This is a genomic window from Meridianimarinicoccus roseus (assembly GCF_003172915.1).
Classification (GTDB): Bacteria; Pseudomonadota; Alphaproteobacteria; order Rhodobacterales; family Rhodobacteraceae; genus Meridianimarinicoccus; species Meridianimarinicoccus roseus.
The window spans coordinates 40,318-52,821 of the sequence record NZ_QGKU01000063.1 but is presented as its reverse complement, the minus strand read 5'-3'; the positions used below and the strand labels follow the sequence as shown (position 1 = coordinate 52,821).

At 67.8% G+C, this 12,504-nt stretch carries 6 protein-coding genes; all 6 read left to right on the top strand.

Annotated elements, in window-relative coordinates; all coding sequences use genetic code 11:
* From DKT77_RS19120 to DKT77_RS19095, 6 genes are read left to right on the top strand one after another with little or no spacing between them, the layout of a single operon-like run.
* Positions 1 to 1,689, top strand: coding sequence for a phage baseplate assembly protein V (locus tag DKT77_RS19120; RefSeq protein WP_109813244.1), 1,689 nt, complete (start codon positions 1 to 3; stop codon positions 1,687 to 1,689).
* A 30-nt stretch (positions 1,690 to 1,719) separates the two neighbouring features.
* On the top strand, positions 1,720 to 2,007 hold the full coding sequence (locus DKT77_RS19115) for a PAAR domain-containing protein (protein ID WP_109813243.1): 288 nt from the start codon (positions 1,720 to 1,722) through the stop codon (positions 2,005 to 2,007).
* A gap of 5 nt (positions 2,008 to 2,012) precedes the next feature.
* A complete protein-coding gene (locus DKT77_RS19110) occupies positions 2,013 to 2,429 on the top strand; it encodes a GPW/gp25 family protein (RefSeq protein WP_109813242.1) in 417 nt (138 codons plus the stop codon).
* Positions 2,429 to 6,073, top strand: a complete 3,645-nt coding sequence (locus tag DKT77_RS19105; RefSeq protein WP_109813241.1) for a baseplate J/gp47 family protein — start codon at positions 2,429 to 2,431, stop codon at positions 6,071 to 6,073. Before DKT77_RS19110 ends, DKT77_RS19105 begins: the two co-directional genes overlap by 1 nt.
* The gene (locus DKT77_RS19100) at positions 6,070 to 9,105 is read left to right on the top strand and encodes a hypothetical protein (protein ID WP_146205048.1); all 3,036 of its coding nucleotides are present in this window, start codon (positions 6,070 to 6,072) and stop codon (positions 9,103 to 9,105) included. The genes DKT77_RS19105 and DKT77_RS19100 overlap by 4 nt, the downstream gene beginning before the upstream one ends.
* Positions 9,106 to 9,116: 11 nt before the next feature.
* Positions 9,117 to 12,500 (top strand): carboxypeptidase-like regulatory domain-containing protein, encoded by a 3,384-nt coding sequence (locus DKT77_RS19095; protein ID WP_109813239.1) that lies wholly within the window; start codon positions 9,117 to 9,119, stop codon positions 12,498 to 12,500.
* Positions 12,501 to 12,504 lie beyond the last annotated feature (4 nt).

The following is a 12,504-nucleotide window of genomic DNA, read 5'->3' as shown; positions in this document are numbered from 1 at the left end:
ATGCCGGACGGGCGCGTGATCTCGACCGGTTTCGTCCGGCTCGGCCTCACCTCGAACGGGAGCGCCGTCGACGGAACGGTGAAGGTGCTGAGCGTCAGCACGCTGCGCATGCTCGACCGGGTCCCACGCGCCCAGATCACGATCCAGGATGGCGACCCGGCGACACAGGACTTCCCGGTAAGCGCGTCGGAGACCTTCGCGCCGGGGGCAAAGATCGAGGTGCTTACAGGCTACGGCGACGGCGACGCCAAAGTCTTTTCGGGCATCGTCACGCGCCAGCGGCTGACCGCGGGGCGCGGCGGCGACACGTTGCTGGTTATCGAGCTGAAGGATCCCGTCGTGGCCTCCACGGTGGCGCGCGTAAGCCGCGTGTCGGTGGACAGCACAGATGCCGACGCGATCCGCGCCGCGCTCGAGGCGCCAGGCGTCACGGTCGAGATGGAGGATGGCGAGACGCAGGCCCAGATCGTGCAGGCCCAGGCGACGGGCTGGGATTTCGCGCTTGCCCGGGCCCGCGCGATGGGCCTCGTCATCGATTGCGACGGGGGCACCATCTCGATCAGAAGGCTCGACCTGTCGCAGGCACCAAGCGCGACGCTGGAATTCGGTCAGGGCATCTTTCGCTTCGACATCGAACTCGACGCAGAGGCCCCGCTCGCAGAGGCTGTCGTGACGGGCTGGAGTCCCGCTGACCAGGAGACGGTGAGCGCAGAGGCCACGGACCCATCGACGGCGGTTGACGGCCTCGCCGATGTGCTGGGCGGCAGGGATGCAGTGCATGACGCGGGCGGGCGCAGCGCGGCGGCGCTTGACATGCAGGTCGGCGCGCGGCTGACGCGTCACGCTCAGGCCGGGCTGCGCGGGACGGTGGAGGTCCAGGGCCGCGCCGATATAGCACCGGGTGCGGTGGTCTCGCTCAAGGGGTTCGGTCGCCGTTTCGAGACGCAGGTTCTGGTGGGGGGCGTGCGGCATGAGATTGGGCGGGGCGACTGGCTGACGACACTGGAACTCGGCCTTCCGCTGCCCTCCGCAGCTGCGACGCCGCAGGCCGCTGCAATCCCGCCGATTGCGGGGCTGCAACTCGCCACCGTCGAGGGGCTGACCGATGGCGAAGGGGAAGACGCGATCACGGTCACGCTTCATGTCGCGCCGGACACGCCTCTGCGCGCGCGCCTCGCGACCCTTGAGGCGGGTGACGGCCGCGGGCTCGTGATGCGCCCCTCGATTGGAGACGAGGTTGTCGTGGGCTTTCTGGGGGACGATCCGCGCGATCCGGTGGTTCTGGGGGCGCTTCATTCATCAGCCCATCCTGCCCCGGTGCCCGGCGACGACGAGAACGCGGTGAAAGCCTACGTTTCCCAAAAGGAGTCCCGGCTGGAATTCAACGATGCGCGGCCGGCGATTACGCTCTCGACCGCAGGCGGCGCTTCGCTGGTGCTGGACGACGACGCGGGCAAGGTGATCCTCACCGATCAGAACGGCAACGAGATAGAATTGTCCGCGAGCGGCATCTCCATCGCGGCGGGCAAGGCGTTAAAGCTTGATGCCGGGACCGATCTCGAGGGCAAGGCAGGTACGAACCTCGGCATGGAGGCCGGCGGACAGGCCGCCGTTTCGGGCAGCGCGGGGGCCAGTTTCGAAAGCAGCGCGATCTGCGTCGTGAAGGGCGCGCTGGTGCAGATCAATTGACGGAAAGAGAGAACGAGGGAGGAAGAGGCGATGCCACCGGCGGCGAGACTGGGCGATTTTCATGCCTGCCCGATGACTACCGGACTGGTGCCCCACGTGGGCGGGCCGGTCATGGGTACGGCGGCTACCGTAATGATCGAGGGGGCACCCGCAGCCACGGTGGGTGACACCGCGGTCTGCGTTGGCCCGCCCGACACGTTGCTGGCAGGGTCCGGCACGGTGCGGGTCGGCGGCAAACCCGCCGTTCGGATGGGCGACAGCACGGCGCACGGCGGAACGATCGCCCTTGGCGCCATGACCGTCCTGATCGGGGACTGAGGGCCATGGCGGCCGAGGATCGCTTCATCGGGCGCGGCTGGAGCTTCCCGCCGCGTTTCGAAGCGTCAGGCAGCGGTCCGGCGGCGCGCGGCGCGGTGGTAATGGCCGAAGGGATCGAGGACATCCGCGAGGCGCTGCGGGTTCTCGTCTCGACGGCGCTGGGTGAACGGCTGATGCGGCCGGAATTTGGCTGCTCGCTCCACGAGCGGGTCTTCCACCCCATGAACGCCTCGATGCTGAGCTATGTCGAGGCGCTGGTTCGCGGTGCGATCCTGTACCACGAACCGCGCATAGACGCCGAGCGTGTCGAGGTAACGGCACGTGTCGACGGTGTGCTCGACATCCATGTGGACTTTTCGGTGCGGGGCGCGAACTCGCGCTTCAACCTGGTCTTCCCGTACTATCTCGAGGCGCGTGCCTGATGGCCGGGCGCTGCAATACGCGCTCGCCGCTCACCCGCGCGGGCACGACGCAGGGCGGACGCGATGCAGCGGAGCTCGACCCAGGTTTCTTCGGTATCGACGAACGCGAGACGCCCGATCTGATCCTCACTGCCGCGCGGCTCTCACAGGAGGTTATTCGCTACGGCGAGATCGGCGGCGACGCGGGCGACTGGCAGCCCTTCTTCACCACGGACGCGGCGGCAGCCCTGTCCGCGCTCGCGCGCCTGCCGGTGACCGAGGCGCGCGCCGCTTTCGCCGATCTGCAGGAGTTCCTTACAAGCGATCCCGACCGCCCGCCCGCCGAGATGGAAAGCCAGCTTCGCATACTTTTTCACCTGCCCGTCGGCCTCGTTGCGGCCTTCGGCACGGCTCTTTCCCGGCTGGCGCGGGACCACCCGCTGCGGGGCCGCCTTGAAGCCCTCGTGGCAGCAGAAATGGGCGGGCCGCTTGACACGCTCGTGGCCTTCTACAAGGGAGCGATCGGAGCAGGCCTGCCTTTTGCGGCGGACACGGCGGTCGACCCTGGCGATCTCGGCACCGGGGCTCCCGGCGACGCACGCCCACCGCTCTCGCGCACGGTCGCTGCGCTGGTCGTTGGCGCGGGCCCGCTGACCACAAGACCCCTGCCCGCCAGTGTCACCGCACCCCTCGGCACCCCCGACTGGGCGGGCTTTACCGTCGACGTCACAGGCGATGCAGCGCCTTGGCAGCAGGCAGCCTCGCTTTACGGGCAGGTCTACGACGTGCTGACCTACAACCTGCTGGTGGATGATCTCGAGCGCCTCTTCCGCGCTGTCGAGCGCGCCGCGATCGCAGCTACGAGCGCGCTCGAAACGCGGCTTGCGGGTGCGATCCCGGCTGGCGAGGAGCCAACGCCTGACTATGCCCTGTTTCTTGCCTTCCTCGCCATGCTCGACCCGGCCCGCGAGGCACTGAACGGTTTGACAGGGCGGCATCTCGACTTCTACCTGCGCGACGTGCTGCGCCTTGCTCCCCGACCCGCCGCACCTCAATCGGTCATCGTCCATCCCGAACTCGCGCGCGGGACCAACGCGCATCTTCTGGGCACAGGCACCGCGCTCAAGGCCGGCAAGGATGCGAGCGGTGCGGAGGCGCTGTTTGCGACGACCGACGATCTTGTTGTGAATCGCGGACAGCTGACCGATCTTCGCGCTGTGCGGCTGCACCGGACGGTTCAAGGCGGCTCAAGTTATGATACCGCCTTCGCGGCGGCTGTCGTGAACAGCCTAGATGGACTGGGCGCGGAGCTTCCCGACGCGACGACCGGCTGGCGGCCCTTCGGCCCCCGACCCTGGCGCGCCGACGGCACGCCCGCCCTGCCCTTCGCGCGTGTGGGCTTCGCCGTGGCCGACCGGCGTCTCTTCTGCCGGGAGGGAACGCGTTCGATCCGGCTAAACTTGCAATTCGACACGCCGGTGGGCGGCGGGCTTCGGGCGGCGATACGAGTCCGCCTGACCGGCCCCGAGGGGTGGTTCGAGACTGCCGCGACCCTTAAGACCTTTTTCAGCGTTCCCCGATACGGGCAGCTTTGGTTCACGCTCGATGGCGACGCACCCGAGATCGTGCCGTTCGATCCCGCGCTCCATTCCGAGGCCGAAGGCGCGGGTTACGCGCCGGGCCTGCCAGTGGCCGAGTACCGCTTCGATTTCGACGGAGAGACCGACCAGACCGCCTGCGCCTTCGCACGCCTGCGCGCCGCGCGCGTCGAAACCGTCAACCTGCGCGTCAGCGCAAGCGGGCTGCGACGCTTCACAGCCCAAAGCGACGACGGCACGCTCGACCTGTCGAAGCCGAGCCCGGCTTTTGGTGCGCGTCCCAAGGGCGGGGCGGCTCTGATCCTCGGCTCCGCCGAAATATTCGCGAAGCCGCTCGACCGGCTCTACGTCCGGCCCGAATGGCAGGAGACCTATTCCTCGGGAGCCTGGTTTCTCGGTGCGCCGGCTTCCGACTACACTGCCGACGTCGCCTATCTGAAAGGGGGCGCATGGGCGGGCGCGTCCGCGCAGGCGAACCTGCGGATCACCGCAACCACCCCGACGCGGCGGCGTCTCGCAGATATCGACATTGCCCCTGGCGACGGGCCGATGATGCTTGAGGATCCGCCCTTCCGGCCCGACAGCCGCGCAGGCTACCTGAGGCTCAAGCTGCGCAACGGCTTTGGTCATGAACGCCACATGTCCGAGCAGACCCGCGCTATGGTGTCGATGGCGAACCCCTGGAGCGCGGCATTCATAGAGAACGGGGCCTTCAACTACCGTGAGGAACCCGACGGGTCGAAGCTGCCGCGCGACCCGTTCACACCGACATTGACCGCGCTGACGCTTTCCTACCGCACGCAAGCGGGCCCGCCCGCGACCTTCTACCATGTGTGTCCCTACGGTGTTGCCGCGCGCGCATCGGAGGACTCGCCCTTGCTGCCGCCCCTCGACCATGAGGCTGCTCTTTATCTCGGCATCGACGGCTTCGAGGCCCCCGCGCGACTGACGCTGCACGTGCAGGTGGCAAGCGGCACGGGGGATCCGCTTCTGAGCCTGCCGGTGCTGGCGGTGCACGCACTGGCCGGCGACGATTGGGTCGCGCTCGCCCCGCAGGCGGTAGACGACAAGACCGGCGGCTTCGCGGCGTCGGCGATCATGGGACTCGCGGTGCCGCGCGAAGCCAACCGCGACCATTCAGTGCTGCCCGGCGGCCGTCACTGGCTGCGCCTTTCAGTGCCGGACCGAGCTGCTGCGCTGAACGATATCCTGTCGATCACCGCGCAGGCAGTGCGGGCCACGCATCTGACACCGGAGGCCGACCCGATCTTCGCCGCCTCCCCACTGCCACCGGGAACGATCAAGAAGCTTGCGAGCCCCGATCCGGCGATCAAGGGCGCGGCACAGCCCTACGCAGGCTTCGGCGGGCGCGCGGAGGAGGGCACCGCAGCCTTCCGCCGCCGCGCCGCCGAGCGGCTGCGGCACAAGGATCGTGCCTCGACCATGTGGGATTACGAGCGGTTGGTGCTCGAGGCCATTCCGGGCATCTACCGCGTGAAATGTCTTCACCATACCGAGTTCCAGCGCGAGGCCGGTGCGGTCGTGGCCGAGAACGAACTCAAACCCGGTGGTGTGGTTGTCGTGACGGTGCCTTGGACTGTCGGTCGGCCGCATCTCGATCCGCTCCGGCCCTTCACAGATCAGGCGACGCTTGGGCAGGTCGACAAGCTTCTTCGGTCTCGCGTCTCGCCGTTCGTGCGGCTGGAAATCGCCAATCCCCGCTTCGAAGAGGTGCGTATGACTTTCGACGTGGCGTTCCACGACGATGTGGCCGACGTGGCCTTCTACCTCGCCGAAGTTGACCGTGCGGTCACGGAATTCCTCGCGCCCTGGTCCAGCGGGTCAGGCGCGGACATCACTTTCGGCGGCACACTCAGGAAGTCGAGCGTGATCGATTTCGTCGAAGAGTTGCCCTACGTCGACTACCTGCAGAACGTTACGATGGCCCACCGCCCCGACGCGAGCATGCCCTGGGCGCCCATGGACCTTGAGACCGTGACGGCGACCACGGCCCGCTCGATCCTCGTCTCCGCCGCAAAGCATGTCATAGCTGAGGTGGGCACATGAGGGATTCCTTGATCCCGACTGTGCTGCCGCGCGAAGCCGATCTTCCTGTGGAGATGGATTACGAAGCCCTGCGCGCAATCGGCATGGAGCGCATACGCGCCATCGCGGGCCGGGTCTGGACCGATCACAACGCCACCGATCCCGGCATCACGCTGCTCGAGGCGCTGGCCTACGCCATCAGCGATCTCGGCTACCGCACCGGCCTTCCGACGGTCGACCTGCTCACGCGGCCCGATGGCACCATCGGCCCCGCAGCTGAGACCGGGCTCCATCCGCCGCACGAAGCGCTGCCCTGCGCGCCGCTCACAGTGGCGGACTGGCGGATGCTGATGGCCCGCGTCGCCGATGTGCGCAACGCTTGGCTCGACCCGATGCAGGACCCGGCGCGTCCCACCGCCTACCGCCTCTCGGAGGTGCCGATCTACGCCGATTGCCGCCATGGCGAACTCACCGAGGCAGCGGACGTGGACGGCCACCCGACCCATCCCGTGCGCCTGTCAGGTCTTTATCGGTTGCGCGTGGCACTGGAACGCGACCCGGTGCTGGGCACGCTCGACGAGACCGGGCTCGACCACCGCTTCTCCGCTGGGCCGCTCAAGGGTGCATCGGTGCACATCTCGTCGGAGCCGGAGGTGCTGGCCGCACTCGGCACGGGCGCGGCGGCGACGGGGCTAGACGGTTCGCCCGTAGTCGAAGGCACGGGGCCCTTCACGGTCCGCGCGCGCCTTTCTCGAGAGGGCGGCGGCACGATCGACCTCGACCCACTCCGCGTCACGGTGACCAACGACCGCCCGCGCCCCACCGCCGATCCCTTGGTGATCGACGCGGCGACGCTCGCCGCGGCGCTTGGCGCGCCCGACCCGGGACTGATGCGTTTCTGGGACAAACAGCGCCGTCGCCGCGCCGCGCTCGACCGGGTGGCCAGCGTCTTTCACGCCAACCGCGCGCTCTGCGAGGACGCGCTCGACATCGACACCGTCGCCGCCTTCCGCGTTGGCGTCTGCGCCGATATAGACCTTGCTCCCGATGCAGATATCGAGCGCGTGCAGGCTCAGATCGCCCATGCCATCGAACTCTATTTGTCGCCGCCACTGGCTTGGCGAAGTCTTGCGGACCTTTTGGACGAAGGCCGTCCCGCCGACGAGATCTACAACGGACCTTACGTCGATTACGGTTTCACTTACGGCGGCGCACCGGTTTTCACCAAGCACGGCTTCCTCACTGCTGAGGAGCTTGCCGCGAGCGACCTCAGGACTGAGGTTCACAGCTCCGACGTGATCAATCTCGTGGCGGATCTCGACGGCGTGCGCGGGATCCGCGACCTTACCTTGCGCGCCTATGACGCCGAGGGCCGCGCGGTGGGGCCGACGCAGCGCTGGACCCTACCAGTGCCGCCGGGGCACCAGCCGGTACTCTACCTAGCGGGCACGAAACTGGTCCTCTACAAGGACGATCTGCCTTACCGCGCCCAGAGCCTCGAGTTCCGCCGTACGCTGACCCATCTGCGCGAGATGGCCGATGCGGCACTCTACGTGCCGCAGGAAGAGGTGATCCCCGTTCCCATCGGACGCTACCGCAACCCCGGTGCCGCCTACTCGGTTCAGAACGATCTGCCGCAGACCTACGGGATCGGGCCCGCGGGCCTGCCCCCTACCGCGCCGCCAGAACGGATCGGACAGGCGCGTCAGCTCAAGGGTTGGCTCGCCCATCTCGACTGGCTGATCGCCGACTATGCGGGTCAACTAGGCGCCGCGCGCCGCCTTCTTTCACCAGATCCCGCCCTCGCACAGAGCTACTTCCCCGGCTTGAGCACTGACGCGGAAGGAACGCTCGGCGAGTACGAAACCGAATTCTTCCGCGATCCCGCGCGCCTTGCGGATCCGCTCGAATGCGCCCGCCTCGCCGAGACCGAGGAAACCTTCCTCGATCGCCGCTCCCGTGCGCTCGACCATCTGCTCGCCCGTTTTAGCGAACGCTTCACGGATTATGCGCTGATGAGTTTCGATCTTGACGGTGGCAGCCTGATGACAGCGCGCGAGGTGATCGAGGACAAGGCGGCCTTCCTGGCCGAAGCGCCGCGACTGGGCCGCGAGCGGAGCGCGGGGTTCGACTACCGTCCAGAGGACCCTGCGCGCATCTGGGACACCCGCAACGTGCCCGGCCTGCAGGCGCGTGTGGCCCGGCTGCTCGGCATCGCCGATCCGACCCGCCGCGACCTGCATTGCGCCGCGTTGTTCGGAGAGCTTTTCGAATATTTCTCTTCGGGCGGCACCCGTGTGCGCATCCGCGATGGCGCCGACAAACCGCTTTTCGTGTCGGACGAAGTGTTTGGGGGCGTGCCCGCCGCGCGCGAGGCAGCGCGCCCCATCTTCGAGACCTTTCGGCGCGCAGAAACCTTCGTTGTCGCAGAGGAGGCGCCAGGGGCCTTCTCGCTGACGCTGCGTGCCGGGAGCGGCGCCAAGCTGCGCCACCGCACGACCTTCGCGACCCGGCTCGAGGCCACGCGGCGGGCTCGGGAACTCGTCGCGCGGCACGACACGCTCCTCCACACGCTCTGCGACGATGAAGGGCTTCATGTCATAGAGCATGTCCTGCTGCGCCCCCGTGCCCCGGAGGACCGGCTTATGCAGGTCTGCCTGCCCGAGGATTGCGCCTTTTGCGGCGAAGAAGACCCGTATTCCTTCCGCGTCCATATCATACTGCCGTACTGGCCCAGCCGCTTCCGCGATCCGGGGTTTCGCAGCTACGCCGAGCGGTTGATCCGCGAAGAGACGCCTGCCCATATCCACCCACGCATTTGCTGGGTCAGCGACGCCGACATGCGCGCGCTCGACCGGGCGTGGCGCGGCTGGCTGGAGACCCAGGCCGATGCCGCGGCGAGCGAAGAGGCGCGTGTCGAAGCGCTGTCCCGGCTGATCGGCGTGCTGGAGGGCCTGAGCACCGTGAACCCCGCAGCGGTGCTGCACGATTGCGACGAGGGCGATGCGGGCCCGATCATACGCCTTGGCGCGACCAATCTCGGCCTGTTCTAGGAGGAGCTGCCATGTCTCTCGACCATTTCCCGGTATTCCAGGATAATCAGGCCCTCACCGCGCGCCACCTCAACGATCTTCGCGCCTTCCTCGACACCGAGGACCGGCTGACCAGGCGCGCGCTGGTAGGCATAGGCGTCATGTGCGGCTTCGGGATCGACGTGGACCAAGCCGGGCGTGTGCATATAGGTCGGGGGGTCGCGGTCACCTCGCACGGGATGGTGATCGCCCAAGCAGCCACCGTCTGCGACCGGGTGCGCCCCTACGAACTGCCCCTGCCCGAAAGCACCGATGCCACACCCGCCGATATTGAGGCCGCACGCTACCCTTACCTTTTCGACGAGGAAGGGCAGGTCGAAACCTGGGAAATGATCCCGACCGACACGGTGATCCCCGAGGACGAGCTGACGCCAGACGCGCTCAGCTCCGAGTTCCTGAGCGACAAGACGGTGATGCTGTTTCTGGAGATGACCGAGCGGTCGCTCCGCAACTGCGACATCAACGACTGCTCGGACCGGGGCGCCGAGATGCAACTGGTGCTGCGCCGCCTGCTGGTGCGCCGCAGTCACGCCGACGCAATGGTGGCCGATGCCGCGCACGGCCCCGCAGATCCCGCGACACATCAAGGCCACGCCCTGCCCTTCCTGCGTATCGAGGACATCGGATTTGCCCGCCTCGGGATCGGCAGCTACCCGGTACTCTTCGCACGGCTACTGCAGATTTTCTTCCGCGCCTCGACGCAGGTACCGGGCGCCCTGCGCGAGCTCTGGGCCGCGTACAGGCACCTATTGCGCGAAGATTTTCCCGCGGCCGACTTCCCGGATACGAACGGGCCGTTCCCGGACGACTATTTCGGGAACTTCTGGGGCAATGTTGCGGCCGAGCCATTCCTCGCGCTATCGGCCTATCACTACCTGCTCGATCTTGCAGCAAGCTATAACGAGGTGGTCGCCGCGGCACGCGCGTTCGACGCCGCTTGCCTGCCCCGCGCGGCCCGCTTTCCGCGCCATGTGCTGCTGGGTGACGCCGACCCCGCACCCAGACCGGCGTCCGAAGTCGTCGGCGCGCCATCGGATTTCGCCAGCTACGACCCGCTGGCTGCCAATGGCGGGTTCGGTCCGATGCCGCGCCCCGACCGGCGGCGCACGGGCTGGACGGCTGCAGCACACGGCCCGGAGCTTGCCGATCTGCGCGCGGCGTTCTACCGCCTGACGCTTCTGGCGCAACGCTTCCAGCTGCGGGGCCTCGTGGGCCGCGAGATCCGCATCATGCCCAGCCGATACGATACGGCGCCCCTCGGCGCGCGTGCGATCCCGCACTACTATGCCTTCGCGACCGGCGACGATCTGCACCGCGCCTGGAATCCTGCCAAAACCCGGGGCGGACTTCTGAACACCGTCTATGCCTACCAATACAGCCCCCGAACGGGCGCGCATCCGCTCCTCTTCCGCCTCGACGACCAGGAATTCTACGCGGTCGCAGGCCATGTCGGACGGCGGCTCGATACCGCCATTGCCGAGCTTGTCGAGACCAAACGTGTGCTCGGTCTCGATTTCGCCATCGAGCCGGTCTGGACAGGCCTTTCCATTGCCGGGCGCGGGCAGCAAATGGACGCCGCTTCGGCCCGGGTCGCCCTAGGGGCCATGCAACGGCTGATCCTGTGCCGCATGGGCGATTTCGAGGTGGTGATCCTCGGTCTTCTGGCTGCACTCGTGGCCTTTCTCGTGGCAATCCTGCGCGCCATCGGCCAGCAGGCCACGGCCGACCACACCGTGCCCCCCATGGCGACCATGGGCATGGCCTCCGTCGCAATGGTCGATTATGGGCCCGGTGAAGCCAGCGTGAGCAGCAGTAGCACCGCGCGGGTCTTCGCAACGGCCGACGGCGGGCCGGAACTCGCCGCGGGCGATATCGAGAACATTCTGCGCATGGCCCGTACCGACAGCCTGCGCTCCGCCGAGGCTCCGGAACTCGCCCGCATCGCCCCCGAGGAGCGGATCGCGGTGAAGGAGAAATCGGCCGAACTGATGCTGCGCCTGCGCCGCGACGGGCTGACAAAGGGACAGGCGGCAATCGTCACGATCCCCGCAGACGCCGCCGCGAAGGGCGAGGCCACCATCGCCGGCCTCTATGGCAAGATCGCCGCCGCACCGGGCGACGGCAATCTCTACGAGAAGGTCCGCGCCGAGGTCGCCAGCATCGACCTGCCGGAGGGCACCGACCGCGAGGCGGCTGCGGCGCGCGTCTACAAGGCCGTGGCGCTCACCGAAGCCACCGAAGAGCTGATGGCGGCGAGCGCAGTCTCCTCGCTGCAAGAGTTCGACATTCAGGGCTTCGACGCGAAGATGGCGCAATTTTCCGACCGCTTCGACGATTACGCCGTGAATGCCCCCGTCGATCCCGGGGCGGTGGGCCAGAAGACCGCCGGCGACAACCTGATGATGAAGGACTACTCGAGCGCGGTACGCGCACAAGCCACGGCGCTTTCGGGCGCGGGGCTTATGGGCGAGTTGATGCGCCGGATGCGCGCCATTTTCGAGGACCTGACGCTCTCGGGCTACGCACAGCGCCACCCCGGGCTCGAACATCGCGGCGGCGTGCCGAAAGGCGGCACGCTTGTCTTGATCTACGCGCTGCGCAGCGACCTCGAGCAGCTTGGCGCGCTCGCCGACACGGAGCTCAAGGCGCTTGCCCGGGCGATGGACTTGCCGCTCGGCGGCGCCAGCCTTGCCGAGGCGGCCAAGCGCATGGTTGAAACGGCGGGCGGCACCACCGACGACCCGCTGTCGCAGTTCGTGGTTCTGGGCGACCTCTGCCTGCCGTCGAAATGCTGCGACGCTGATTGCTCAGATCTCGCCTTCGGCGAACGCCTGCGCGGGAAGCTCTTCGATCTCGACACGCCCGGCCCTATGGCCGTGCCGCCGCTGACTGCGCCATTTGGCGTGCCTGAGCCGCCTGAAGGAGACGAGGAACCGCCTCTCGCATCGGCCGAGGCCTACGCGAAGGGCCCGAGCCTCACCGCCCTTGGCATCCTCGGCGCCGGAATGCAGACTGGCCATACGCCAATCCTCTCGCAGCCACAGGCGATGGTCTACAGGTCCGCGGCGCAGCCAATCTCACCCGACCTCGCGGGCGGCAGCGGCATCCTCGCAGGCGATGTCTCGGGCTTTGGGCCGCTGGCGCATGTCAATATCGAGAACGCCACTGTCTTCGCTACCAACCGCGACACGGGCGAGACGGTCGTCATCCCGGCACCCGGCGGCTCCTTCGCCGCGCGCCTACCCGCAGGCAGCTACGAGGTGACGGTGGAGGCTGACGGCTATTCGCCTGCCGAGAGCGAAACGATTGACGTCGGCCGCACCGAGGTGGTGCTCCGGATGAAGCGGGACGCGTAGCGCA

Excerpts from the sequence above, each read along its gene's own strand:
- DKT77_RS19095 (WP_109813239.1), top strand. The coding sequence starts at position 9,117 with ATGTCTCTCGACCATTTCCCGGTATTCCAGGATAATCAGGCCCTCACC.
- DKT77_RS19105 (WP_109813241.1), top strand. The coding sequence starts at position 2,429 with ATGGCCGGGCGCTGCAATACGCGCTCGCCGCTCACCCGCGCGGGCACG.
- DKT77_RS19120 (WP_109813244.1), top strand. The coding sequence starts at position 1 with ATGCCGGACGGGCGCGTGATCTCGACCGGTTTCGTCCGGCTCGGCCTC.
- DKT77_RS19100 (WP_146205048.1), top strand. The coding sequence starts at position 6,070 with ATGAGGGATTCCTTGATCCCGACTGTGCTGCCGCGCGAAGCCGATCTT.
- DKT77_RS19115 (WP_109813243.1), top strand. The coding sequence starts at position 1,720 with ATGCCACCGGCGGCGAGACTGGGCGATTTTCATGCCTGCCCGATGACT.
- DKT77_RS19110 (WP_109813242.1), top strand. The coding sequence starts at position 2,013 with ATGGCGGCCGAGGATCGCTTCATCGGGCGCGGCTGGAGCTTCCCGCCG.